The organism is Rhodococcus sp. NPDC056743 (assembly GCF_042790355.1).
Taxonomy (GTDB): domain Bacteria; phylum Actinomycetota; class Actinomycetes; order Mycobacteriales; family Mycobacteriaceae; genus Rhodococcus_F.
Window position 1 is genome coordinate 61,498 of sequence record NZ_JBHTZI010000014.1, and the last position, 25,659, is coordinate 87,156.

General features: G+C 60.6%; 25 protein-coding genes. 9 read left to right on the forward strand and 16 right to left on the reverse strand.

What is annotated here, in order from left to right; all coding sequences use genetic code 11:
• Positions 1–56: 56 nt before the first annotated feature.
• Both ACFRFQ_RS28160 and ACFRFQ_RS28165 read left to right on the forward strand, forming a co-directional pair.
• Entirely contained in the window at positions 57–773 is a 717-nt protein-coding gene (locus tag ACFRFQ_RS28160) for an ABC transporter permease (protein WP_378664997.1), read from the forward strand.
• A complete protein-coding gene (locus tag ACFRFQ_RS28165) occupies positions 770–1,756 on the forward strand; it encodes a glycine betaine ABC transporter substrate-binding protein (RefSeq protein WP_378664905.1) in 987 nt (328 codons plus the stop codon). The genes ACFRFQ_RS28160 and ACFRFQ_RS28165 overlap by 4 nt, the downstream gene beginning before the upstream one ends.
• On the opposite strand, the gene ACFRFQ_RS28170 is transcribed toward ACFRFQ_RS28165, so the two are convergent.
• The 3 genes from ACFRFQ_RS28170 to ACFRFQ_RS28180 form a co-directional block, all read right to left on the reverse strand.
• Positions 1,753–2,535 carry a trans-aconitate 2-methyltransferase gene (locus tag ACFRFQ_RS28170; protein WP_378664906.1) on the reverse strand — a complete coding sequence of 261 codons (783 nt, stop codon included), beginning with the start codon at positions 2,533–2,535 and terminating at the stop codon, positions 1,753–1,755. The two genes, ACFRFQ_RS28165 and ACFRFQ_RS28170, sit on opposite strands and share 4 nt — an antisense overlap.
• A 46-nt stretch (positions 2,536–2,581) precedes the next feature.
• Positions 2,582–4,045 carry a DUF222 domain-containing protein gene (locus ACFRFQ_RS28175; RefSeq protein ID WP_378664907.1) on the reverse strand — a complete coding sequence of 488 codons (1,464 nt, stop codon included), beginning with the start codon at positions 4,043–4,045 and terminating at the stop codon, positions 2,582–2,584.
• 108 nt (positions 4,046–4,153) lie between these two features.
• Complete coding sequence (locus tag ACFRFQ_RS28180) at positions 4,154–5,239, reverse strand: phosphatidylinositol-specific phospholipase C domain-containing protein (protein WP_378664908.1); 1,086 nt, start codon at positions 5,237–5,239, stop codon at positions 4,154–4,156.
• Positions 5,240–5,318: 79 nt separating this feature from the next.
• On the opposite strand from ACFRFQ_RS28180, the gene ACFRFQ_RS28185 reads away from it, so the two are divergent.
• Positions 5,319–6,851, forward strand: a complete 1,533-nt coding sequence (locus ACFRFQ_RS28185; protein WP_378664909.1) for an AMP-binding protein — start codon at positions 5,319–5,321, stop codon at positions 6,849–6,851.
• Here the strand turns inward: ACFRFQ_RS28185 and ACFRFQ_RS28190 are convergent.
• Positions 6,841–7,392: a TetR/AcrR family transcriptional regulator gene (locus tag ACFRFQ_RS28190; RefSeq protein ID WP_378664910.1), complete on the reverse strand. Its 552-nt coding sequence runs from the start codon at positions 7,390–7,392 to the stop codon at positions 6,841–6,843. The genes ACFRFQ_RS28185 and ACFRFQ_RS28190 overlap by 11 nt on opposite strands.
• Before the next feature lie 179 nt (positions 7,393–7,571).
• Between ACFRFQ_RS28190 and ACFRFQ_RS28195 the strand changes: the two genes are divergently transcribed.
• Positions 7,572–8,789, forward strand: coding sequence for a cytochrome P450 (locus tag ACFRFQ_RS28195; protein ID WP_378664998.1), 1,218 nt, complete (start codon positions 7,572–7,574; stop codon positions 8,787–8,789).
• A gap of 121 nt (positions 8,790–8,910) precedes the next feature.
• The gene (locus ACFRFQ_RS28200; RefSeq protein ID WP_378664911.1) at positions 8,911–9,660 is read left to right on the forward strand and encodes a hypothetical protein; all 750 of its coding nucleotides are present in this window, start codon (positions 8,911–8,913) and stop codon (positions 9,658–9,660) included.
• Between the two features lie 214 nt (positions 9,661–9,874).
• On the opposite strand, the gene ACFRFQ_RS28205 is transcribed toward ACFRFQ_RS28200, so the two are convergent.
• The 9 genes from ACFRFQ_RS28205 to ACFRFQ_RS28245 all read right to left on the reverse strand — a co-directional run bounded on the left by ACFRFQ_RS28205 (position 9,875) and on the right by ACFRFQ_RS28245 (position 18,415).
• A complete protein-coding gene (locus ACFRFQ_RS28205) occupies positions 9,875–10,486 on the reverse strand; it encodes an alternate-type signal peptide domain-containing protein (protein WP_378664912.1) in 612 nt (203 codons plus the stop codon).
• Positions 10,487–10,527: 41 nt separating this feature from the next.
• Positions 10,528–11,664, reverse strand: a complete 1,137-nt coding sequence (locus tag ACFRFQ_RS28210; RefSeq protein ID WP_378664913.1) for a hypothetical protein — start codon at positions 11,662–11,664, stop codon at positions 10,528–10,530.
• A complete protein-coding gene (locus ACFRFQ_RS28215; protein WP_378664914.1) occupies positions 11,657–12,268 on the reverse strand; it encodes a signal peptidase I in 612 nt (203 codons plus the stop codon). The genes ACFRFQ_RS28210 and ACFRFQ_RS28215 overlap by 8 nt, the downstream gene beginning before the upstream one ends.
• Positions 12,265–12,870: a SipW-dependent-type signal peptide-containing protein gene (locus tag ACFRFQ_RS28220; protein ID WP_378664915.1), complete on the reverse strand. Its 606-nt coding sequence runs from the start codon at positions 12,868–12,870 to the stop codon at positions 12,265–12,267. The genes ACFRFQ_RS28215 and ACFRFQ_RS28220 overlap by 4 nt, the downstream gene beginning before the upstream one ends.
• 9 nt (positions 12,871–12,879) lie before the next feature.
• Positions 12,880–13,623 (reverse strand): signal peptidase I, encoded by a 744-nt coding sequence (locus ACFRFQ_RS28225; RefSeq protein ID WP_378664916.1) that lies wholly within the window; start codon positions 13,621–13,623, stop codon positions 12,880–12,882.
• Positions 13,620–14,165 carry a hypothetical protein gene (locus tag ACFRFQ_RS28230; protein ID WP_378664917.1) on the reverse strand — a complete coding sequence of 182 codons (546 nt, stop codon included), beginning with the start codon at positions 14,163–14,165 and terminating at the stop codon, positions 13,620–13,622. The genes ACFRFQ_RS28225 and ACFRFQ_RS28230 overlap by 4 nt, the downstream gene beginning before the upstream one ends.
• A gap of 22 nt (positions 14,166–14,187) precedes the next feature.
• Entirely contained in the window at positions 14,188–14,706 is a 519-nt protein-coding gene (locus tag ACFRFQ_RS28235; protein WP_378664918.1) for an alternate-type signal peptide domain-containing protein, read from the reverse strand.
• Between the two features lie 1,151 nt (positions 14,707–15,857).
• A complete protein-coding gene (locus ACFRFQ_RS28240) occupies positions 15,858–17,450 on the reverse strand; it encodes an amidohydrolase (RefSeq protein WP_378664919.1) in 1,593 nt (530 codons plus the stop codon).
• Positions 17,447–18,415 (reverse strand): DMT family transporter, encoded by a 969-nt coding sequence (locus ACFRFQ_RS28245; RefSeq protein ID WP_378664920.1) that lies wholly within the window; start codon positions 18,413–18,415, stop codon positions 17,447–17,449. Before ACFRFQ_RS28245 ends, ACFRFQ_RS28240 begins: the two co-directional genes overlap by 4 nt.
• Before the next feature lie 53 nt (positions 18,416–18,468).
• Here ACFRFQ_RS28245 and ACFRFQ_RS28250 point away from each other — a divergent pair, with 53 nt between their 5' ends.
• Positions 18,469–19,026 carry a TetR/AcrR family transcriptional regulator gene (locus ACFRFQ_RS28250; protein ID WP_378664921.1) on the forward strand — a complete coding sequence of 186 codons (558 nt, stop codon included), beginning with the start codon at positions 18,469–18,471 and terminating at the stop codon, positions 19,024–19,026.
• A gap of 14 nt (positions 19,027–19,040) precedes the next feature.
• Here the strand turns inward: ACFRFQ_RS28250 and ACFRFQ_RS28255 are convergent, their stop codons facing one another.
• Positions 19,041–19,841: a carboxymuconolactone decarboxylase family protein gene (locus ACFRFQ_RS28255; protein WP_378664922.1), complete on the reverse strand. Its 801-nt coding sequence runs from the start codon at positions 19,839–19,841 to the stop codon at positions 19,041–19,043.
• Between the two features lie 73 nt (positions 19,842–19,914).
• On the reverse strand, positions 19,915–20,529 hold the full coding sequence (locus ACFRFQ_RS28260; protein ID WP_378664923.1) for a TetR/AcrR family transcriptional regulator: 615 nt from the start codon (positions 20,527–20,529) through the stop codon (positions 19,915–19,917).
• A gap of 270 nt (positions 20,530–20,799) precedes the next feature.
• Between ACFRFQ_RS28260 and ACFRFQ_RS28265 the strand changes: the two genes are divergently transcribed.
• From ACFRFQ_RS28265 to ACFRFQ_RS28275, 3 genes are read left to right on the forward strand one after another with little or no spacing between them, the layout of a single operon-like run.
• The gene (locus tag ACFRFQ_RS28265) at positions 20,800–22,032 is read left to right on the forward strand and encodes a cytochrome P450 (RefSeq protein WP_378664924.1); all 1,233 of its coding nucleotides are present in this window, start codon (positions 20,800–20,802) and stop codon (positions 22,030–22,032) included.
• Positions 22,033–22,060: 28 nt separating this feature from the next.
• Complete coding sequence (locus ACFRFQ_RS28270; RefSeq protein ID WP_378664925.1) at positions 22,061–22,876, forward strand: SDR family oxidoreductase; 816 nt, start codon at positions 22,061–22,063, stop codon at positions 22,874–22,876.
• A gap of 14 nt (positions 22,877–22,890) precedes the next feature.
• Positions 22,891–24,258 (forward strand): aldehyde dehydrogenase family protein, encoded by a 1,368-nt coding sequence (locus tag ACFRFQ_RS28275; RefSeq protein ID WP_378664926.1) that lies wholly within the window; start codon positions 22,891–22,893, stop codon positions 24,256–24,258.
• 55 nt (positions 24,259–24,313) lie between these two features.
• Here the strand turns inward: ACFRFQ_RS28275 and ACFRFQ_RS28280 are convergent, their stop codons facing one another.
• Positions 24,314–25,642: an MFS transporter gene (locus ACFRFQ_RS28280; protein WP_378664927.1), complete on the reverse strand. Its 1,329-nt coding sequence runs from the start codon at positions 25,640–25,642 to the stop codon at positions 24,314–24,316.
• Positions 25,643–25,659 lie beyond the last annotated feature (17 nt).

Genomic DNA, 25,659 nt, shown 5'->3' on the forward strand with positions numbered 1-25,659 from the left:
CTGCAGCTACAGAGGCCGGTACCGCAGAGCAGGCCGCCACCCGACGCGCGGAAAGAATGCGACTGCTGGTCCAGCCGGTTGTCGTCCTGATACTTGTAGTCGGAGTGCTGGTCTGGGCCTTCAGCCGTGATCTCAACGCAACACAGAAAGCCAGTATCAACGTCGACAACATTACGACGCTTACCTGGCAGCACATCCTGCTCACCGCTGCGGTGGTCATCATCGTCGTGGCGATAGCCGTGCCGCTCGGCACGCTGCTGACCAGACCGAGATTCACCCGCCTGGCGCCGTTCTTCGTAGGGATAGCCAACATCGGCGCGGCCGCACCGGCCATCGGCCTACTGGTCCTGTTCTATCTCGCCACCCGCACCACCGGATTCTGGATCGGCGTATTTCCTATCGCGTTCTATTCGTTGCTTCCGGTGCTACGCAACACAATTCTCGGCTATCAACAGGTAGACGAGACGCTGATCGACGCCGGGCGTGGACAAGGCATGTCGACGCTCACCATCTTGCGACAACTCGAATTCCCGATGGCTATTCCGTACATCCTTGCCGGTCTTCGTACTTCATTGGTCCTCGCGGTGGGAACGGCAACTTTGTGTTTCCTGGTCAGTGCCGGCGGACTGGGAATCATGATCGACACCGGGTACAAACTACGTGACAACGTGACGCTGGTAGTGGGCGCGGTGCTGGCTGTATCGCTCGCTCTGCTCATCGACTGGCTGGGCGCACTCGCGGAACAGTTCCTCGGACCCAAGGGATTGCGATGACAACGCGACGTACACGCGGTTGGAAACTCACCGCAGCCGCACTCGGTTTCGCCCTGGTAGCGTCGTGCGGACTGGAATCCGGCGGCGCACTTCCCCTCGCGGTTGGACCCGGAAGTATCCAACCCGTTCCGGAGCTCGAAGGCGTGAAGGTAACCGTCGGGTCAAAGGACTTCACCGAACAGATAATCCTCGGATACATCATCGAATTCGCGATGTCCGCAGCAGGCGCCGAGGTTCGGGACCTCACCAACATTCAAGGTTCCAACAGCACCCGCGACGCCCAACTCAACGGGCAGATCGATCTTGCCTACGAATACACCGGTACCGGGTGGATCAACTATCTCGGCAACGAGATCCCGCTACCCGATTCGCAGGCGCAGTTCGAAGCCGTCCGCGATGCGGATCTGGCTGCCAACGACATGGTCTGGACCGACCCGGCGCCGATGAACAATACGTACGCATTGGCCATGAGCAAGGAGACGGCAGAGAAGACCGGCGTCAAGACGGTCTCCGACTACGCGAAGTTGGTCGAATCCGATCCCGGTGCTGCAGTAACGTGCGTCGAAACCGAGTTCAACGTCCGGCAAGACGGATTCCCCGGTCTCGCAGCTAAATACGGGTTCGACGCTTCGCGTGCCCAGCGCCAGATCTTGCAGACCGGCATCATCTATCAGGCAACAGCCGACGGAACCCAGTGCAAGTTCGGCGAGGTATTCACCACAGACGGACGCATCATCGCCCTCGACCTCGTACTACTCGAGGACGATCTGTCATTCTTCCCCAAATACAATCCAGCGCTTGTCATGCGCAAAGGCTTTGCCGAGGATCATCCGCAGGTAGCCGAGGTCATGGCACCAATCTCGGCTCGTCTTACCGACGAAGTAATGACCGAACTCAATCGCCAGGTGGACGTCGACGGCAAAGAGCCTGCAGAAGTTGCACGAGATTGGATGGTGGCGGAAGGTTTTGTGACAGCGGACTAGTCACCGGATTTCCGGCCCACGCAGAAAACTCTCCGGAACGGAAACAGCGTGCCTGCGCCTGTGGGCGGATAAGCCTCGCGGAGCAATGCGGAATACTCCTGCTCGAACTCGAGTGAATCGGCTTCACTCAGGACGTCGAGCACCGGACGCAGACCTGTTCCGCGAACCCAGCCCAGGACGGGATCGTCACCGGCCAGCACATGAATGTACGTGGTTTCCCAGGCATCGACGTCGAACCCGTGAGCGTGCAACCTGGCCGCATAGCGTGCCGGGTCGTCAACGCCCTCGGGTCCACGCAAGATGCCACCCACACGATCGCGCCACCTCGACGACTCGGCAAGCTCACGCATCAACGCGTGCGACGGTGCGTCGAAGTTACCGGGAACCTGCCACGCGATCCATGCCCCGGGCGACATGGCATCGGCCCAACCGTCGATCAGCTCACGATGGTTCGGAACCCATTGCAATGCAGCATTACTCACAATGACGTCGTAGCCGGTGGCATCGAACTCGTTGATGTCCTGCAGCGTGATCGTGACGTTGCCTGGCAGATCAGTCGGTGCCTGTGCCACCATCTCCGGCGACGAATCAGTCCCCACTACTCGCGCGTCCGGCCAACGCTCACCGAGCAGCCCGGTCAGTGCCCCTGAGCCGCATCCGAGGTCCGCGACCCGAGTCGGCGCCGGCGCCGCTATCCGCGAGATCAAGTCGATATAGGGGCGTGAGCGTTCGTCGGCGTATCGACCGTAGATTTCGGGGTTCCACGTAACACTGCGCATACCCCCATTCTGCCTGCCGCGGCAAGTTCAGCGAGGCCGTGACACGTCAGAACGGCGGCGGGTCGTTGCCGTAGTCGACGGGTTTGTGGGGCGCGTGTTTTCGGGGTGTGGGTCTCGCGCGAGTTTTCCGTCGTTTGCGTTCGGCCCGGATGCGGGCAGCCTTGTTCTCGAGTCGAGTTCGCCGTCGGGTGCCGCCGTCCGGTGGCGGCGGTTCCTGCCTTCCGGCGAGTAGTCCGGCTGCTCGGGTTCGGTAGCGATGCCCGGTCTGCGAGGTCAGGGTGATGCTGCGATCCGAATTCGGGTCGAGCTGCCAGGATCCGGAATGCTTGAGGCGGTGATGGTTCCGGCAGAACGCACTCAGATTCGACGCCACCGTCAGCCCACCGTTCGCGGGATCGGTCTGGTTGAACGGGTTGTTGTGGTCGAGGTCGCAGTTCCAGGCCGGGACATCGCAGTGCGGCCACTGGCAACTGCCCGCGAGGACGCGTAGCCAGGCGTCGAGTGCCGCGCCGGGACGGTACACAAACGCCGACACGGTCTCAGGTTCGGGTGTTTCCGGTACTCGCACTTCCCGCACCTGTGCATTCTTGGCGATGTCGCGGGCATGCTCGCCACTGATCACGCCGTACCCATCCAAATGGGCCGGCTCATCCGAGTCCGTATCCAGAGTGGTTTCGTACATCACCACATGCACCAACGGCCGACGCACAACGATCAGACCACTGCGGTCCTGCGGGCAATCGACACGGCCACAATCACACACCAACACCGTCGACCCACCCACCAGCACGCCCAACGCGTCAGCCCGTCGCTGCTCATACGTCCGTGAATCATGGCGGCAGACCGACATCGCCAACTCCCGCAACCGTCCATCGAACGCGCGGGCTTGCTCGGCCGGAATACTGCCCAGGATGCGGGCCATGCCGTCCTCGGCGGCGCTGACCCCGACGAACCTGTCGGCGAGGGCTCGGCGTCGGCGTTCCCGCAACCCTTCCGGATCAACCCGAGCCACGATCCGGTCGATCGCCGCCGTCAACCGCCGACCCGTCAACCCCGTCCCGCCGTCCACGGGCGGGGCCAACACCTGCTCGAGGAGTAACCGTTCGACCTCGTCGATCAACTCGTCGGAGACATTCGCCGTCGCCGACTCGATCAACGACACCCGGTAGAAATCGAGTTCACCACGCGCCATCGCCGCCCGCGTCCGATGCAACCGCGTCCTCAAAGCAAACCCCAACCCGATGAGCTTCCCCGCCGCAGCACGCCCCATCGTGAGCACCGCGCCGACCTCGGATTCGGCGAGCTCGTGCGCCGACGACGACCAGGCTCCGCCCTCGACATGCCCGGCGCTACGACGGGTGAAGAACTCCGCCACCACCGCCAGCTTCCGCTCGACCAACATCGCCTCACACGCATGCAACTCGGCCATCAAATCAACGAGGGCACAATCGGTTTCGGTACCACTCAGCTGTGCTGAGCTACCGAAAATCCCCACCCCCGAATCGAACATTCCACAATCTTATTCGAAACTATGTTCGGAGACAACGGTCACAATCAAATCAGTCGGAAAAGTCCGAAAATTGGCAGGGCAACCTATGCCGCAACACACGGATAGTCCTCAGCGCCGCTGAATTACGGTGGACAGAACGCTCGGGAGACTCGACCAATCAGCGGTTATGTAACTCGCGTGATCACCGGCCAACCGGTCCAGCCGATCTCTAGCTTCGGATTCGGATGCATGTGTACCGTCGATTGCCGGTAACACTTTGTGTGCGTCGGTCATGATCAACAGGTACCCGCGTGCATGATACCAGCTCGAATCCACTGCACCACTGGTGTATTCGAGAGCATTTCCGTCGAAGAGCACAAACCAGGGCCGGACCGACGGGTCTGAGTAGCGGGCAATGCGCGGATCGCCCGGAGCCGCGACGTGTACCGCCGGGAAGGCTGCCGCGTGAGCAAGCCGATTTGTTGCCGCGAGATCTCGCAGATGCGTCGCATACTCGATGTCGGTCCAGTGCGTGTCGAGCGGATTACCTTCCTCGATAGTTCCGGGAATCAACTCGAAGACAAATTTGCCAGCCATCTCGCTTACCGTCGGCCAACCTTGCTGTGTCACTGCGGCGTCCGGCGTCGAGAATTTATCGGCGACCAGATCGGCCGGGGCAAAGACGGCGTCGCCCAGAGCGCCGAGGATCAGGGCATCAAGATCGGCAGGCCCGCGACCGTACCCGGCGGTGAATCCGTCTTTGAGTTCGAGCTTGATCATCACGGGCGAATGTTTGGGATTGGCATCGTGCCAAGCCCTCATATCTGCCAGGCAGCCGGCGAGTCCTTGATCTCGAAAACCGCTGCGCAGTCCGGCCGCATCCTGCGCGCCGACGCAGTTGCTGTCACTGGCAAACGGATTCATGTGCGAAACGCGCCAGTCCGCGCCGCCGCCGTTGGTCCACAGATCGAGTTCGAGGAGGCCCGCACCGGAGTCGAGGGCGTCGGCAAAGTACGGGAAGGTCGACTTCTCGTAGGAATTGTGGACGCCGACCGACGTGGTATCACCGAACGACGTTGCCGAGGGCACGGCTCCGGCCACCCCGAACGCTGCCAGTGGGAGGACGAGGGCACCGAGCAACACCACTCCGAATTCGCGCACCTGAGAACTCTCGCACGCCGCAAAGCCCCCGGTGGGCACTTCGACCAGTTTCATTTGTGGTCCGCGAAGCAGCACGGGTCCACCGACGGTGCGATGATTCTGGCGTAGACATTTCAGACCCCGGAGGACAGTCGTGTTTCTGACCCAGTTCGTTCATCGTGCCCTGCGCGAATCACCTCGGCGCCCGATGACCGTCTTCGGGAAGCGAGTTTTCACAACCTCCGAGTCCATTGATCGGGTAGCACGACTCGCGCACGGACTCGGCGCAGGCGAGGGTGACTGCATAGCGCTGCTCTCGTTGAATTCGGACCGTTGTCACGAGACAATATTGGCCGGCTGGTGGTCAGGCGCAACCGTCAGCCCGCTCAACTCTCGGTGGTCTACTGCGGAAATGGCCTATGCACTAACCGATTCGGGATCGACGATTCTCGTCGTCGACGAGAATTCCGCACCATCGGTTCCGGAACTGCGCACACTATGCCCCGATCTGACCCGCGTCGTGTACTGCGGTTCCGGAAGCACGCCGAACGACATGATCGACTACGACGCACTGATTGCCGATTCCGACCCCGTCCCGGATTGCAGAATCGGCGACGACGCCGTTGCACTGCTGCTCTATACCGGCGGCACAACAGGACGTTCAAAAGGTGTAATGGTCAGCCACAGAGGCTTGATGACGTCGACGCTGGGAACCCTGGCCGCCGGTAAACCCGCCATCGTCGACGGCGTCAATCTGCTTGCGAACCCGCTGTTCCACATCGCCGGCATCGCGAGCTGGATGGCCCAGAACATCATGGGCGGCACGCAAGTATTTCTGCCGGTGTTCTCACCTCACAACATGCTCGAGGCAATCGACCTTCACCGGCCAACCACTGTGGGCGTCGTACCGACCATGCTTCATATGCTGGTCACCGCCAACAATCTTGATGCCTATGACCTTTCCAGTGTCCAGGTGGTCCGATACGGAGCCTCCCCCATTTCACCGGCACTGCTCGAACGTGCCATGAAGCTCTTTCCCCGGAGCGGCTTCACACAGGGATACGGTATGACCGAGACGGCGCACATCACTGTACTGAGCGCCGCCGATCACCTACGCGGCGGTGATCTGCTTCGATCGGCCGGTCGTGCACTCCCCCATTGCGAAGTCCAGATAGTCGACTCGGTAGGCAACGAAGTTCGTTCGGGCGCTGTGGGCGAAATCGTCACTCGTGGTGATCATGTGATGCTCGGCTACCGCAATCTGCCGGATGAGACAGCCGCAGCCCTCGAAGGCGGTTGGATGCACACCGGCGATGCCGGATACCTCGACGAGCAGGGGTATCTGTTCATCGTCGATCGAATCAAGGACATGATCATCACGGGCGGTGAGAATGTCTACTCGACCGAAGTCGAGAACGTCTTGACGCAGCATCCGGCGGTTGCGGCATGTTCCGTTGTAGGAGTGAAGGATCCGAAGTGGGGCGAGCGGGTTCACGCAGTAGTAGTCCTACGACCCGGCGCCCAGGCAGACATCGACGAACTTCGTGTACATACGAAATCGCTTGTCTCTGCTTATAAGGCACCGCGCTCGATCGAGTTTGTCGACGCGCTGCCCCTCTCTGCCGCCGGCAAGGTACTCAAACGCGATCTGCGCGAAGCTGCGGAAGCAGCTGATGTCACGAAATAAACGATTCGACCATGCGCCGTTCGGATCCTTCATCGGCCAATGGCCAGGCCAAGAGCGCCAGCACTATCCGGACCACCCATTGTGATGTTTCATCTCCGGCATCGAGGCCTGCGAGTTCGATTGCCGTGTCACCGAGAAGTTTCGACGACGCCACGTAGTTGTCCATCCCGGTAGCCCGGGCCGCGGCCAGTCCGTCACTGACTGCGGCATCCGCGCGAATGGCGCGGACCGAGACAAGAATCGCCTCGACAACCCGCGGTTTGCCGGTCAACGACGCCACGGCGGCAGAGACTTCCCGAGCTACTGCTGCTGCACTCCGCGCCATCACTCCGTCACGAATAGCCGCTTTTCCGCCCACATAGCGGTACAGGGTGGCCCGTGAGCACCCGGCACGCTCGGCCACGTCGTCGACGCTGATGGAGTTGAATCCGCGATCGCGTATCAGTTCTGCGGCCGCCTGATAAATGCGGTCGACGGCCAGTTCCCGACGGTTTCCACCGGCCAGCCAGTCCGTCGCATCGGAATCAATCCGTCTCACCATGAGACGAATATAGCGACAATTCTCAATTCTCGATGTGCGTTCAGCGCCGTGACCTGCACCGGGCGCCATCTCTCGACGCATCCTGAGAATTGATTGAAATCCCAGGTCATCATGCATTTTCATCAATTGACAGGGCTGCCATCGACCTGGATTCTGAAGCAGTGACCACCTCATTCGACATGGACCCCTTCGCTCCTCCGAACATCGAGAACCCCTATCCGCTCTATGCGGCCCTGCGGCGAGATCACCCGGTGTACCGGATTCCCGAGACCGACTTCTACCTTGTCTCGAGTTGGGAACTCGTCACCGAAGCACTCCATCGCACTGCGGACTTCTCGTCTAATCTCACCGGCGTCCTGGTCCACTCTGAACAGGGTTCACCGAGGAGCTTCGACCTGGACAGCGGCGGGCACGCCATCCATGTCCTTGCCACCGACGACGACCCCAGCCACCAACAACATCGTAAACTGGTTCTTCCCACACTCGTCGCCAAACGCATCCGGGCAATGGAGCCGTTGATCGCACATTACGCAGAAGGGTTGTGGAACAACCATTTTGACAGTGACCAGATCGAATGGGTATCCGCCCTGGCAGATCAACTCCCACTACAAATGGTCGCTCACCTGATCGGGTTGCCCGACATTGATGTGCCGCAACTACTTACGTGGTCTTATGACAGCACCGAATTACTGAGCGGGATAGTCACCACCAATCGACTGCCCGAGGTTGTCAGTGCCGCAACTCAACTCACCGGCTACTTGTATGACAAACTAGCCGACGCCCAGACTGCCCCCGGCGACAACCTTCTCGGCGACCTGGTGCGCGCCTGCGACAGCGGCGAAGTAGACACGGCGGTGGCCGTACTCATGCTGGTGCAGTTAGTGGGTGCGGGCGGTGAATCCACCGCCGGGTTGATCTCCAACGCCGCCAGGATTGTTGCCGAGCAACCGACACTGCAACAACAACTTCGAGAAGATTCCGCACTGCTTGCTCCCTTCCTCGAAGAAGCGCTGCGGCTCGAATCTCCGTTCCGCGGGCATCACCGATACGTCACCGCGGCTACGACGCTCGGCACCATTGATCTTCCGGCCGGAAGCCATCTGATTCTCTTGTGGGGCTCCGCAAATCGTGATCCGAGAGCTTTCGACAACCCCGACGCACTGAATCTCGATCGCACCAATCTGCGAACTCATCTCGCTTTCGGAAGAGGTGCACATTTTTGCGTAGGCGCGGCCCTTGCCCGCTTGGAAGCAAAGATTGCCCTGACGCTATTGCTCGCGAAGAGCAAGCACGTATCGCTCACCGAAGACATGCCTCCGGTCCGGGTCCCGAGCCTGTTCGTACGACGCCACCAGCGCCTGCATCTGACTGTCGGTACACCCCCGATCTCGGACTGAGATTCAGACCACAGTTCATACTCAGCAAAACCTCATCAGGATTCCAAAATTCAAGTACACCTTGCATATACGCGCCCCAATTGGCCTATAATCGGGCACTTTTCAAGCTAGAATCGGGAACATGACAATAACCAGTTACTCGCCGGCAAGATCCGGCGCACCTAGCCGAACGATCGCCGGCGTGGTCATGGCCTTCCTGATCGCAACGTTCGGCGGACTTCTTCTGCCAAGCGTTGCTCATGCAGCCGATGCACCAGTCGACGCCCTCGAGTATTCCGCCGACGGAGTTACGTGGGGTGATACGTCACTGATCAATTGGAGCCAGGACATTCTCATCCCCGGCGGCACCAACACCACCATTTTCTACGTACGCAACGCCTCCGACGAAGCGGGCGTGATCAACTTCTATGGCGGTGACTACACAATCTCACCCGCCATGCAGGTCTACCTGCGTGTCGATGTGAACGGAATCCAAGGCAAGCCAGCTACTGCGACCGGGAATGCAACCGCGCCCGGCGTCTCCTTGAACTCGGTTCACCTCGCACCGGGAGCGTCCGCGAAGGTCGCCTTTGTTATCGGAATGCCCTCGGACGCGGGCAATGAGTCAATGTGGGGCGAGTTCACTCCCGGTTGGAACGTCGACTTCACGGCCGATTCCACCAACCCTGGCACCGGCACCGGATCGCTCGGATCCCTCAGCGCCGGTTCGCTCGATTTCGGATCCCTCAGCGCCGGTCCGCTTGATTTCGGATCGCTGAACTCAGGATCAACGAACTCAGGATCAACGAACTCAGGATCGCTCGGATCTTCGAGTTTCGTGTCGTCTGCCTTCGCAGCGATCACCGTCGGATCTGCTGATTTCGGCTCCTGATCCTCACCTCCTCAACCTCCCAAGCAGTACCCGAAAGGGCCGGGCAGCGAATATGCTGCCCGGCCCTTCTTGTCTACCCGGCCCGCCGTACCGCTCACACTCGCTGATGCCGAGACCTTCGGCTGCCGGCAGGTAACCGAAACACGATGGCAGGGTAGCAATTTCACTACCCTGCCATCGTGTTCAGTGGTTGTTGCCGTGATGCGAAGCTAACTTACGCCGACTGCTGTACCAGGTTCACGTTGAACTGTGCGAGCTTCAAAGCCTGACCCATCGACAAATTGGTTGCTGCCGCCTTGTCGAAGGTAAACCTGATGGTCACATCGACATTCTTTCCGTCCGTGGTGGTGTCGACAATCTCGCCCGCTGCACCCACCGGAATCGGTCTGCCGTCGAGCGTCACGGTAGTAACCGGCTTGAGCTGGTCCAACAGTGGAGCGTTACCGCTCACGCCCAGATCGCTGGTGAAGAGCTTGGCTCGCAGGCCGGTTCCCTTGAGCTCCAGAGAAAATTTGGCATGGAAGGTCAGAACATCACCTGGCACAACCGTCATCGTGTTGATATCAATTGGACCGTTCTGGTCCGACCACGTTGCGGGGGCCACCGGCTTGATGGCCAACGATCCCGAACCTACTGGCGGCGCAGTGATGGTAGTTCCCGGCACGGTTGTCGACGAGCTAGAGCCCCCACCGGAGCCGGTACCGACCGAACCCGTGTCAAGACAGCCCGTCAGGAACGTCGCTGAGCCGAGCATGGCCAGTGAAACACCGATCATTCTTATGCGACGCGCATTCCATTGGCTTGCGGGAACGGTACGACCATTCATTCGAACTCTTCCCTTCCCGATTTCAGTGTGGTCCATGTGCATCACTCGAGCCCGTCGATCCAGGCGATGATGTCAGCCGGCGCATTTGCAGCAGTGGCGGCGGTCGACGTGCCGGTGGTTCCGGAAACCTGATAGATGTTCTCGCCGTCCACAATCCACAGCTGACCGTCCGATCCCCACTTCAGTTCCGCATCGGCACTGGCAGGAATAGTCGAGATTTGTTTCCCTGCACTGTCAGTGAGAACTACCGCCGTACCGGCTTCCGTCTGAGCCAGTGTTGCCGCGACACCGGAAGTTGACACCTCCGGGGCGGACAGAGCAACGACGGCAGGCTTCGCCTGGGTGGTTGTAGTAGTTGGCACAACAGTCGTAGTTGTTGTCGGAGTTACCGACTCGGTTGTCGTGGTGGTTGCGACTTCGGTGGTCGGTGTGACATCCGTAGTGGTTGTCGTATCCGTGGTGGTTGTCGTATCCGTGGTGGTTGCCGGCGCCGCCGTCGTAGTGGTGGTGGCCGGAACCTGAGTGGTGGTCTCAGTTGTCGTCACCGCGTCTGGCTCGATCTGCGCTCGCGCCATCATATTTGTCGGCGACACACCATTCGGTGCAGGCGTTGTCGGATCCCAGGTGCTGGTGTTTTCCCACGCTTGGTTGGCCAACTCCGGACCCGTATTCCCCTGGCATTCGGTCCTGTTGGTGGCGACATCCTTGTGCGTGATCTCGACTGAGGTCTTGTATCCCGACGAGACCATCGGACCGTTAACGGTGTAAACCCGGGCATACATCACGTTGTAATTGCCGTGCGTAATTCCGGTGATCGAAGTCTGACTCGCCGCCAAATCATCTACTCGAACAACATAGTTGGGGTCAGATTTCCTGACGAAGACCACCTTGTATCCGGTGGCTCCTGCGACAGCGGGCCAAGAAATAGACACTCGCTTTCCCGTAACGAGGTCGTACCAGGGTGCTTCAGTCCAACATGAGATCGGACCAGCCGTCAGCGGCGTTGGATAGAAGTTGCCCGTCGCCACCTGTGCGCCAGTCGAATTGACAGCGTCCGTCGGGTTGGCCAACGTCCCTGTAGCCTGAGCTACCCCGAAAGCCATTGCAGCGGCGCCGGCGACAGCGACCAATGATCGCATCGACTTCAGGCGGGTGCGTGCCCGTCGCATTTCAATCATTATGAGCCTCCTGAAGCTCTCCACGCGGTTCGTCAGCATCGACGCGGGCCTCATGTGTAGTGGTGGCGCGGGTATTGTCCAGACGCCGGTCTTTGGTTCGTCCAAATGCAATGACGAGCACGGCGCCGACAAGCCCGCCGCCGAGGAATGTCGCTAGCGGACTGGACAGCCACGCCACGACATACCCGAGTCCTCCGATACTGAAGAACACGCGGTCTGCCTCGGTGATCGTGTAAGGCAGCTGATCAATCACATTGTTGGCGTCGCCCTTGAGAGTGGCGAGCACCGTATCCCCGCCGGCCGGCGCGAGCTCGACCACGCGGTGGGTGATGCGGACGCCCTGGTCATTGTCGACGCTGATCACATCGCCGACGGCCAGTTCGGTTGCCGGCACCGTTTTCGCCAGCGCCAGCGCGCCGGTGGAGATTTCCGGCTCCATCGAACCCGAGCGGAATACCAGCGGTTTGATGCCGAACACCAACGAGGCGAAAGTGGCGATGATGCAGATAAGCCCGGCGACAGCAGCGACATTCAGCGCAGTCTCCTTGCCACGACTACGTCCCCCAGTCACCTCCACATCCGTACTGTCCATCACGATAATCACAGCCCCACTGCGGTGAAGTTGAAGCCGAGATTGGCGATCTTGAACTGCTCGGTCTGACCTGCGGTCGACAGGACGTCGACCTGAATGCACACCGGTTCCGTTGCTCCCGGGGCCAGCAACCTCGGCACAAAAGCGGCCGGGGGCGGAGAGGCGTTCAGCAAGGTGGTGATCAGTGCACCGGAACAGGTGTTGCCGTTGTTCGCTGCGGTCTTGTACAGCGAAACCTTGAGCTTGCTGATCAGCGCGGGCGAGCCGGTCGCAACGGGCGAGACTGCCCAGTTGAAGTCGATGGTTCCGGTGTTCTGAACTGTCATGGCGCCGGCCACGCTCTGGCCCGGCAGCATGCTGTTGCGCTTGAGCGCGGTGAACTGATGCGTCGGCCGCTGGTTGTCGACTTTCAACTGAATGGAAGAGGTGCTGAACATTCCGGTGGTCGCGGTGGCACTGTCAGACCACGCCGCCATCGTGCCGACCGCACCGAGGCCCAGGACCATGCCGAGCGAGAGGACTGCACGGATACGTGTCCAGCCGATTCCACCACTACGGCCTCGCACCCGCGCCCCGAGACGCGCGTCGCCGCCCGATTTCTGTTCTGTAGGCATTCTGCTGTCCTATTTCGTTTCGGAGGTTGGTGACGATGAGTCGACGACGGGCAATTCTGATGCGCCCACTTCCAGGCCTGCGGGGGCCAGGCCGACGGAGTCATCGTCCTCACCGACTTTGCGCCTTTTGTCCCGAATGGCGCTGATACCCATCCACACCGCGTACACAATCAGGCCCGCAGCCACGACTGTGATGAGGATCGAACGCGATTGACCACTAATCACCGAGTTCACCTGGCCCAGATACGGAACCGTGTAGATAACCCGTCCGCGAATCTGCTCGGGCACCAGTGACCACGAGTCGGCGACGTTGTTCGCGTCGCCGCGGGTGTGGATCTGACGCTCGCCTTCGGCGGTGTAGTAGATGCCCTCGATGCGGTGGGTGACCACTGCGGGATCACCCGAGACGGGCTGGAACGTGATCACGTCTCCGGTGGCCAGATCCTCGCTGGGGGTCGGTTTGACGACAACGAGCGTGCCGGGAGGCATGGCCGGTTCCATCGAGCCGGTGAGCACCGTGTACGCAGTAGATCCCGTGAGACGCGGAACAACGACCATCACCGCGAGAATGCCGACCATCAGCAGCAACACCACCCACGAGACGATGGTCCGAACCCACCACCAGACGGTGGTAGTGCCCTCCCCATCGTGACCGGAATCATGTTGCTGCTCAGGAGTTTCCGCACGCGCGCCGTGCCGAGGTCGATTCTCGGTACGCTCGCTCGCGCGCTGGCTTCTCGCGGTGACAGTCATGACTGGCTCACCGAGCTCGCAGCGAAGGTGAATGTGGCGTCGGCCTGTTGGCTGGCGGCCGCGTTCGAACCCAACGTGGCTCGCAGACACAGCACCTGAGTCTGACCGGCCGGGACGAGCTGAGGCGCAGCGAAGGCTGCTCCACCCATGTTGCCGCTGTAGAGCTCAGCACCCACGTCGCCGGTTGCCGTGCAGGCCGCTGCAGTTGCGACCTTGGCCACACGCAGGGTCAATGGCGGCGGGGTCGCGCCGTTGAGCACCACATTGGACAGTGTGTAGTTCATCTGCACGTTGCCGGAGTTGATCACCGGCAAGGGCATCTGAACGCTCTCACCCGGCCCCTTGTTCTCCAGCTTGAAGCCGGCGAGGTTGAACTGCTTGATCCCTGCAGTGCCGGCGGAGATGTCGAGCAGTCCGGCCTGAAGGGTACCGCCGGCGGATTGCGCGGAATCGCGCCACAGCGCGCCGGTCTGCTGCACCGAGACGAACCCGATGAGCAGAACCGACGACGCTGCGAGCGCCACTTTGTGCTGGGTCTTCACGTGACCTTCTTCTGCTCTCGAACTACGGAGTGATCGTCTGCTGGAGGGTGACAGCTCCGCCTGCGAGGCTGGCAGTCTTGGTCGCGCCAACCTGGTCTGTGGTAGCCGGGTTGAACGTGATCTTCGTGGTGTACGTGGCGGTGTGGGTGCCCTCGGTGTAGGTCGCCGGAGTGCTGTCGGCGTCAGCGACGGAGAGCTGAGGCAGCAGGTCACCGCTGACGCCCCCGAGCGCCGGCGTCAGAGTAGCCTTCAGGTTCTTGCCGACGAGGTTGATGTTGTAGGTGGCGGTGTAGTTGACGACGTCACCCGGGACCAGCTTGTCGACCGCAGGATTGAACGCAGTGCCCGCAGTGGCGCCGTTGCCGCCGCCCCACGTCCACGCGCCCGTACCGGTCTGCGAAACCGCCATCGAGCCGGCCGTAATCGTCTGGGGCGCACTCGCAGTGGTGGATGCGGTCCACGCAGCCATGGTGCCCGCGCCGCCGGCGAGGAGCAGCGCAGCGGAACCTGCGGCGATGGCAGCCTTGGTGGTCTTGTTCATGTGGTATTCCTCCTGTTCGGTCGCGGCGGAACATCCGACGCGTCGGGTAATGCCCGGCTGCGGGAAGAGCAGTCCGGTGGAACAGCATCCTCGGGTGAGGCATGGGATTCGGCCACCACGGTGAAACCGGGGTGGAAAGACGACGGATGCAGTCACCTGCGCCCAAAATCGGGTGCATGTCCACAGTCGCCCGCCGTACGTGCCAAGCATGTTGCGGAAAGATTGCGAGCCGAACCGATATCGATGCATGTCCTAGTTCATACATAGCTACCAGTTTGCGTCGGATCAATTTCTACCACACGGATCACGCACCGGCGGCACTTTCCTGGTCAAATGTTCAGAAATTATTTCGCTAACAAGATTCGCATGCTCACGACGCTCTGAGCTGCGAAAATATTTATAGTTAGCTGTGCGTCATAACTTGCCCACTAAAAGAAACAGCAAGGAATTGCGCCAACCTCAGCCAGATCGCATCTAGCAAACTTTCGGTTTGTTTCAGAGCAATTAGACGCACCGGGACCACCGGACAGCAATTCTCACGCAATCAGACATAATGGACTGCGTGAACTTGCAGGGACGTTCTCACCCGCGAGCAACGGACACCACTCCAACTAGCGTCCGCGCGCCTGAAATCCGTTCGATAACTCTGCGAGCGGATTGAGGATTCCGTCTGCGGCCCTACCCGGGCGAGGGTTTCGAATTCTCGTTCCAGTCGGCGACCCGGTCCCACACGTCACTCTCGAGTGTCGCAACGGAACTGCGTCGGCGCGCGCCTATCTCCCTCTCATGTGCGATAGTCACCGGCTTGTGTCGACTCAATATTTACCACAGGTTTCAGTTTTTACTGAACCCTTCTGGTCGAACGTCCAGAATTCGGCTGCCGAAGCCTTCCGTGTCATTTATCCCGCTGACCTGCGAAATCGAAATTTCGTTACTGACGCTAATTAAATGAATTGCCGGGTAGACACCCGCCAAAAGTTGGAAGCTGTTCGAGTCAAAGTGAAATATGTTCTAACGTCCAGCTCGGCTTGGACGTACTAACCCTGCCGAGCAAAAACCACGGCACCTTCCGAATCCGGCGACACCAGTTCGGGTCGAATAACCACCTCGGGCGCGGCGACGTACACACCCGAGGTAGCAGGAAAGAAGAACTACGCTTCGAAGACCGTTTCGCCGCCAACAACGGTGCGAAGAACCTTCAACTCCGACAGGTCAACCGGACCATCCAACGGATCTCCGTCGAGGACAACAAAATCCGCCAGCAGGCCTACTGCAATTCTGCCCTTGTCCGATCCCTCACCGGTGATCCGGGCGGCCGCACTTGTGTAGCCGGACAACGCATCACGCGTGCTCACACATTGTTCCGCCCCAAGAACATGACCCCCCCGCGTCAACCTGTGGACCGCTGTATTCATAGTGAAAAGCGGATTCACCGGAGTGACCGGGCAATCGCAATGCAAACCGTAGGGAAGACCGGCCGCCACTACCGACGCTACCGGGCTGATTCGTTCTCCTCTGCCCGGGCCGAGAAAACGATCGCGGTGACGGTCACCCCAGTAATAGACATGATTGACGAAAATCGATGCGACAACACCTAATTCAACCATGCGATCAATCTGATCCTCGCGCAACGTTTGCACGTGCTCGAGCCGGTGGACAATGTCGATATCAGGGTGCGCGGCCTTTGCCAGGGCAATAGCGTCGAGCGCGTGGTCGATAGCCTGGTCACCGTTGGTGTGAATCGCTACCTGATGTCCTGCGCCGTGATGCTCACTCACCAAAGCATCGAGCGCGCCCGACGGGATTGCCATTCCGCCGCAATGGCATCCACCCAAATCGTGGTACGGCTCGGTCAGCGCGGCAGTATGCAGTTGGATGGACCCGTCCGAAATCAGTTTGACGCCACCCACAGTGACGTGACTGGTCGAATCGGCAAGCTCACCCAACTGATCGTGGACGCCATGACCCAGGTACAGACGCGCACGCAAGCGCAGATCGCCCTCCTCGTCCAGCCCACGGTAGGCGTCGTACATCTCCGAGGTGACGTACATGTCGTGGAAGCTTGTCACCCCCACGGATGCCATCACGTCTTGCGCTCGCCGTAAAGCCAACTTCGAGGCGTCCGGGTCCACAGCCGGAGCTAGATTGTGCACCAACGACATTGCCGGAATCTCGCACAACTCACCGGTAGGCGTGCCGTCGGCGTCGCGGACGATGACACCACCCTCGGGATCGACTGTCGCCGAATCGACACCGGCCAGGTCCAAGGCAAGCGAATTCACGTAGATTCCGTGGCCAGACAAGTGGCGCACCAAAATCGGATGCCGGGTCGAAGCCCGGTCGAGATCTGCCGTCGTCAATCCGCGATCCTCGGCGACAAGGCTGTCGTCAAATCCCCACGCTTGAATTGCCTCGCCCGGGGGTGTCGTCTCAGCACGTGCCGCCAATGCAGCAACTACCGCGTCGATTGTCGGGCAAGCGCCCGTCGTGGCCTCGACGTCACCGAGCATCAAACCCCACATGATCGGATGCAGGTGGGTTTCGATGAAACCCGGAACCACCACCGTTCCATCCAAGTCCACGATCGCCACGCCGGGGCCGGCCAGCTCCGAAATCTCGGCGTCGGATCCGACAGCCACGAATCTGCCGTCCTTGCTTGCCATAGCAGTCGGCGCAACAGTGCCGGATCCGTCCATGGTCCTGATGTTGCCGTTGATGTAGATGCGGTCGGCCGTTGCGGTCATACTCGTGTCTCCATTCGTTCACCGACAACGGGTGTCGGCTTCTTTGCTGCAGGCTGCCGCGTCGCGACAACCACTCCGGCAAGAATCAGCACCGCACCGACAATCTGCACGACACTGGGGATTTGTGAAAGTAGAAAAGCACCGAACAATAGCGCTGACGCCGATTGCAGCACCAGGCTGGCCGCAACGGAACCAGCCGGCAGCCGCTGACTCGCACTTGCCACCAACAGCCACCCCACTACCTGAGATACCAAGGCCAACAGGATGAGCCAAACTTGGGCGGGTAGAGGGGGAGCAAGATCAAGGGTTCCGGTGACAATTCCGATCACGCCGGATGTAACTCCGGTAGCGATCGTGGAAACGAGCACCGGCAACGCAGTCCGGCCCGCGGCTCGAGTCGCCAACCCCATCAAGAAGATATACACGGCATACGCGCCGGCCGCGATCACCGCGAACGTCGCACCCACCGCAGGGTTGGCTCCGGTGAGCGTCGTACTCATTCCTGCAACCAACGCCACGCCGACCAACAGTAGCGGCAAACTCGTCACCAGTTCCTTTGTAATGCGCTGGCGTAGAACCACGTAGCCCAGGATGGCCACAAAGAGCACCTGCAGATTCAAGAGCACTGTCGACAAGCCGGCGCCGATCGAATGAATGGCCTCATGCCACAGAACGAGGTCGATGCCGAGGAACACTCCGGCGAGAACGGCCTTGACTATCCACGGCGCCGTCGAGGTCTTTCCCGGTTGGCGGCGTCGTTGCACCCATACGAGGATCCCGAGCGGGATCAAGGCGTAGACGCACCGGAAGAACGCGCCGGTCGCGGGCGACACTCCGGACAGGTCGTACAGGATCGATGTGAGGCCCAGAATGCATGCACCGGAGACAACTACTCGCAGATCTCGACGGCGTTGTTCGTCGTCGGTCCGCGCCGTTGCGAGACCCGAAGATACATCATCACTCATGGTGATAATGTATCACCGAGAGTGAGAGCTGGCCCACAGGGGAAGATAGAGCCATGAGAACCCCGGTAACCCGCGAACGCGTCATCTCCGCCGCAGCCGAACTCGTGGACAGCAAAGGCCCGGACGCGCTGGTACTCAGCCAACTCGCCGACACCCTGGATGTGCGGCAATCAGCTCTCTACAAGCACGTTGACGGCGTTGATGACGTCCAACACCAGCTCAGCCTGCTCGCCCGAAATCTACTCACCCAACACCTCCGCGACGCCGCCGTCGGACTGTCCCGAGATGACGCCGTCGTGGCCCTCGCCGACGCCTGGCGCAGTTTCGTTCGTATCCATCCCGGGCTGTACGCAATCACCGACCGCTACCCCACCGCCCCACACGAGGACCTCGTCGCGGCCGTCGGAGAAGTAGTCGACGTCATCAACCGAGTCATCGCCGGATACGGCCTCAGCGAGGACGACTCGGAGCAGGCAGCTTGGTCGTTGCGAAGCGCGCTGCACGGGTTCTGCGTCTTGGAATCCCAAGAAGGCCACCCTGCCGGCACCGATCCCGACCGCGCCTATCGGAGACTGGTCGAACTTCTCTGCGCGGGAATCAGCCGAATGTAGAACGGGCGTCGGACCTATACGCGGAAACCCAACCCGAATGTAACCTGCCCGTCCTCGTCCACCTCGTAAATTTCTACGCCCTCATCCACGTGCGGGGCGTCCGAACCGAATGCGACAGCGACCTTCGAGCTTGCATTCCTGGTCATGTCCAACACCAGTTCTACAGCCTCGGCCGGCGAGAAGTGCTCGCGCACTGCATCGATGACGTCAGTCTCGATGTAACCGGGTTGCCACACCATTGCATCAGCCAGCGACAGCGCAGCCTTGTGACGAGCCGACAGCGCACTGTCCTGGTAGTTGTCGACCTCGTCGAAGAGAGCTTCGTCCGCACCGGCTTCCAGTGCAGAACTCATTCTCAGCGACTTGCACAATCGGCAATTGTGTTGGCGAGCTTGGCGCAGACGCACCAGTTCGGTGGTGACCGGATCGAGCACCCGCAACCGCGCCACACTGCGTGAGAATTCCGCACTGTCCACCGACAGTTCCGTTTCGCACCACTCCGTTGCCAGCTGTGCCTCGCTTGTCGACGGCCCGAACAACAGGTCCAATGCATGCAGCAGACGCGGAAACCAGTCGGCGACATACACCGAAAATACGAATTCCTTGGCCTGCGAACCCAGTTCGCTCAACACTGCCGCACGCAGATCGCCGTCGACATTCGACACGTCGACACTGAATTGCTCGGCAAACTCGCGCGCCACCGATACCGGGGCGGAACGCGTAATCGGCGGCAACGGCAGGGCCGGCAGCGACAGTGCTTCGGCGCAGGTTGAACGCACCAGTGCATCCAAGGCCCCGGTCCTGCTGAAGATCATGCGGCGTAGCACTTCTGACACTTCCGGCGCATACCGTCGAATCGCTTCTCCAGCATCGATTCCAGTCGAGTTGTCAAACACGTCCATAAATCGATCCCATCCAGACTGCACACAGCGCCTGCGTCGCCGCAGCCACATCAGCAGGCCTCTGATAACCAATCCAGTAGCGATCACCCATGCGGGCAATGCTTTCCAACAGAACAAGCGCCAGCATACGACTGTCGGCACCAACCGGCGCCCGGCCCGATTTACGTTCCGAGTCGATCACTGCAGCAACGGGTTCGACAAATCCTTCCAACCCACGAATCCACAGGTCATCCACCCCGGGGTCCGACGATCTGGCGTCACGCATTGCCCGGAACAAATGCGGGTGGCGCATCCAGGTGTCACGAACCGCGCCGATCATCTGCCCGATCTGCCGGGCAGGATCATCAGCACCACCCGAATAGATTGCCGATGCGACTGCAACCTCTTCGTCCACGACCTTGCTGAGTTCACTGACCGCCGCGGCCTTGTTGTCGAAATAGAAGTAGAAGGCCGAACGGGTGACCCCCGCAGCCTTGGAGATATCGCGGACGTTCAGTTCATTGAGAGTGGTTGTCTCCAAGAGGTTTTCCAAGGCTCGCAGGATCGACTCGCGTCGAAGTTCACCTTTGTCCGACCTTCCGGAATCAACACCGTCTCGCACAGCCGATTCCACATTCCACCTTCAGATTCGTCAGTTTGTGAGCCGAACCACATCGTATGAACATTTTTGACACGTGTCAATAGTGCGAAGTTCGGCGCGCTCAGCGGCCGAAAAGGCCAAGTCCCACTCACCGGGACCGGTGTTATCGCACCCCCGTCTCATGATGTTGCCTCTCTCTCATCCACTGTCGCCTTCCTGCAATTCTGCAGTGCACCTGGTGATTTCATCCCACAAGCGCCGGCGCCACTCTCACCGAGACAAGGATCCACCATGACGAGTACCGTCCCCGCCGTCACCGAACACCCCAGTGCCCCCTTCCCCTGGCCCCGCCCTCCGATCGACCCACCGGCGGAGTACCAGTGGCTACGCGAGAACGCCCCCATCACGCGAGTCGAGATCTTCGGCGGCGAATATGCCTGGCTCGTCACCCGTTACGACGACGTGCGCTCCATCCTGTCCGACCCGCGTGTCAGTGCCGACAGTCGCAATCCCGGATATCCCCGCTTCGGCGCGCCGCCCGAACCTGAGGACCAACGCCTGTTCCTGCGCATGGACGGCGCCGAGCACGAGATCTTCCGCAATCTGCTTGCCAAGAACTTCACGCTCACCGCGATGAAGAAGATCCGTCCGGCGCTGCAGGAACTCGTCGACACCACCATCGACACCATGTTGGCTTCACCCGAAGGCCACACCGATTTCGTGAAATCCGTTGCACTCCCCATCCCGAGCACGGTTCTCAGCTGGATCCTGGGCGTGCACGCCGAGGATCGCGCTTTCTTCAACAAAGCCGCCGACGAAGCGCTGATGGCCAACGATCTCACCAATCCCGACGCCATGGGCCGCGCCATTGCAGCCATGAACGACCTACGCGGGTATATCCGCAAGATCGCGAACGAGCGGGCGGCACTTGATGATCCGGGTGACGACATCATCGGTCAGCTGGTAGCCGCCGAACGCGCCGGCACCATCACCATGATGGACGTCGAGAACTCCGGATTCCTCCTCATCATCGCCGGGCACGACACCACCACCAACATGACCGCACTTGGCATGTACACATTGCTGCAGCACCCCGAGCAGTGGGCGCAGATGCAAGAGAACCCAGCCTTGGTCCGCAACGCCGTCGAAGAACTGCTGCGCTACCTGACCGTCGTCCACCTGGTCATCCTCCGGTCCTCCACCAAGGACATCGAAATCGGCGGCGTCACCATTCCCGCCGGCGAAGCCATCATCCCGCTCAACCTGTCGGCCAACCGCGACGACGCCCATTTCCCCGGTGCAGATGCTCTCGACATCCATCGAAAAGCCCGTGATCACTTCGCTTTCGGCTACGGGGTTCACCAGTGCATCGGCCAGGCGCTGGCTCGTCTCGAACTGCAGATCATCTTCGAAACTCTCGCTCGCCGGGTGCCGACGCTGAAGCTAGCCGTCGAGCCCGATGAACTGCAGTTCAAGGCGTGGTCGGGCATCAACGGAGTCTTTTCCCTCCCCGTCACCTGGTAACCATCTCCCTATGTCAGGAGCATCACCCATGATCAGTTTCACCGGCAAAACTGTTGTCCTCACCGGATGTTCGTCCGGAATCGGGGCTGAGGCAGCCACCAAACTGGCCGCTCTCGGCGCCCGCGTCATCGGTGTCGATCGAGTTGCCTCGACCGACAACTCGATCAGCCAGATGATTGTCGGCGACCTCTCCACTCAGTCGGGTGTCGCGGACATCGCCGCGCAGATCGACGGCCCTGTCGACGTGCTGATCAACAACGCCGGCGTCGCGGCAACACTCCCGTGGCGAACCGTCCTGTCGATCAACGCGCTCGCTCCGCGTGATCTCACTCGCCTTCTCCTGCCCAAATTTGCCGTCGATCCGGCAGTGGTCACCACCGCGTCGCAGGCAGGTTTCCTGTGGCAGCAGAACTTTGCCCGACTCAATGCCTTTCTCGCCATCGACAACTGGGACGACGCCCTCGAATCTCTCGCAGACTTCCCCGGTATCGACGAGGTCTGCTACAACCTCTCCAAGGAAGCCGCCATCATCAATGCAGGCAACCTGGCCGTCGACGGCAAGCACATCGGACTGCGTTCCAACTCCGTTTCGCCCGGCACCGTCGGAACACCGCTCCTGAAGGACTTCACGGCCACCATGGGCGACGCGGCCATCTCCGGCGCCGTAACGTGGGCAGGCCGCCACGCCCGGCCAGGCGAGATCGCCGACGCCATCATCTTCCTCGCGTCCTCCGACGCGGCCTGGATCAGCGGCGCTGACATCCCGATCGACGGCGGATTCAGCGCCATGATCTTCCGTTCGTACATCGCGCCGGCCATGGCCGCGATGACCGCCAGCGCCTAGTCAGGAGAACCACTATGAGTACCGACCACGAATTGATCTCGATCAATCCGGCGACTCTCGAGGAAGTAGGGCGAACCGCTGTCACCACGCCGGCCGAACTCGACGCGAAAGCTGTTGCCGCCCAATCCGCATTCCAGGCCTGGCGAACCTCGAGAAGCACCAGGCAGGGTCTACTCGCTGCCTGTTCCTACGAATTGATGCGGCAGTCCCCGGCGATCTCCGCCCTCCTCACCGCGGAGCAGGGTAAGTCGCTGACCGATTCGAGTGGTGAAGTCTGGATCTCGGCCCGTTGCCTCGCACACTTCGCCCGCCTCGACTGGGCCGACGAATCGCCGGCCCCGCCCTCGCCGATACGCGAAGCGCGAATTCAGCACCGCCCGCTGGGCGTCGTTGCCGCTATCGTGCCGTGGAACTTCCCGATTTTCCTGATGATGGCCAAGATTGCGCCGGCACTGGCTGCGGGCAATACAGTCCTGGTCAAACCTGCGGAATCGGTGTCGCTGGTAGTCGGTGAAGTGGTCCGCATTCTGCAAACCATTCTTCCCGAAGGCGTGCTCGACATCGTCTACGGCGGACCGGATACCGGCAAGTCGTTGATCGAACATCCTGCCGTGCGCAAGGTCTCGTTCACCGGTTCCACGGGGGTTGGCAAGGCGATCATGAAGCAGGCCGCCGATACGATCACCCCGGTCACTCTCGAACTGGGCGGCAATGATCCCGCGATCCTGCTCGACAGCGCAGATATCAATTACGCTGCAGGGTTTTTGGCGCATTCCGCTTTCTTCAACAGCGGGCAGATGTGCATCGCTCCCAAGCGTGCGTACGTTCCCGCAGACAAGGTCGACGCCTTCTGCGCCACGTTCGAAGCCGTCATGTCGACCATGGTGGTGGGCGACGGGGCAGCAGCCGGCACCACAGTCGGACCGTTGCACAATTCCGCGCAGCTCGAGTATGTGCAGGGTCTGCTCGACAAGGCCCGAGCTGACGGCGCAGACATCACGGGGGGAAACCGAATAACTACTCTGCCCGGTTATTTCATGGAACCCGCTCTGGTACGCGGGGTCGACGACACCAGCGACATCGTCAAGTTCGAGCAATTCGGTTTGGCATTCCCCGTCGTGGCTTACACCAACGTCGACGATGTTGTCGCCCTCTTGAACAGCCAAGAGTTCGGGCTCGGCGCATCTGTGTGGGGCGAACAATCCGCCGCAATCGAAGTTGCCGAACAGATCGACGCCGGTCAGGTGTGGGTCAATACCCACAACGCCCTGGAAGTCGAACTTCCCTTCGGCGGAGTGAAGAGCAGCGGCTTCGGCAGGGAAGGTGGCGAAGCCGGCGTCCACGATTTCCTGGAAACACGGGTAGTGAGCGTAAAGCTGTAACGCACTGTGCGCCTTTATCAACCGCGGGCGGTTAATAAAGGCGCACAGCAAGGGCTCAGTCGATCTGCAACGCGACGCCCTTGGTTTCCTTCACGAAGAACACCGTGACAAATGTGATCAGGGCGCAGAACACGAAGTATCCGGCGGGCGCAAGATTGTTGTCCGTCACGCTGATCAGGTAAGTCGCGATGAACGGCGCGGTACCACCGAGAAGCATATTGGTGACGTTGTTACCCAAAGCCAGACCGCTGTACCGCACTGATGCCTTGAGCATTTCGACGTAGGTCACGTACGACGCACCGTTTACTACGGAGACGCAGACGAACAAAATCGACTGACCGGCCACTGCCGCCCACGTTCCCGAACCGGCCATCAGCATGAACATCGGGACACCAAGGACCACCGACGCGGCGCTACCGGCAAACAACACCGGACGACGGCCGTACTTGTCTGCCATGTAGCCGGCGATGGGCAGAGTGATCACGCCGAGCACCAAGGCGAGCGACGTGGACAGGAATGCCACCTGCTTGGAATGTCCGCCGGCAGTCTGGAGGTACGTCGCGGCGTACACCGAAGCGATGTAGTAGCCACCGGTGATGAGCGCTCCGAGAAGGATGATCTTGACGACGCTGCCACCCGAACTGCGCAGCAGTTCCTTGATCGGGAGCGACTCGGTCTCGCCCTTTTCCTTGAGTTCTTCGAACTGCGGGGTGTCTTCCATCTGGCTACGAATCCAGATACCGATGCCACCGATCAGCAGGCTGAGCAGGAACGGCAGACGCCATGCCCATTCGAGGACCTGCTCTTCGGAGAACACTGACGTGAGGCCGAGAGCGATCAGCGACGCCACAAGTGAACCCAGGTAGGTGCCGGTATTGACCATCGACGTCTGGGTTGCGCGCCAACGCGCCGGAGCGGACTCGGAGACAAAGGCGTTTGCACCGCCAAGCTCGCCACCGGCCGCGAAGCCTTGAAGGCAACGAGCCAACACCAGGATCGATGTCGCCCACATGCCCAACGTGGCGTAGGTCGGAAGCAACCCCATACCGGCGGTTGCGATGACCATCAGCAAGATGGTCCAGGACAGCGCATTCTTGCGTCCATAGCGGTCGCCGATATGGCCGAAGAAGATTCCGCCGGGCACACGGAGGAAGAAAGCCACGGCAAACGCCGCGAAGGTACCGAGTAGCGCGGCATTCGGATCGGATGAAACGAAGAACAGCGCGGCAATGGTGGTTGCCATGTATCCGTAGATACCGAAGTCGTAATACTCGACAACGGTACCGACGACGGCCGCGCGAATTACCTTGACGGTTGACTGGCCTTCGGCTGGAGCGCTCTCTTCGACGCCCCCGGCTCGCGCCATGGTCTCATTCTCTGACATGTTGGTCCCTACTGACT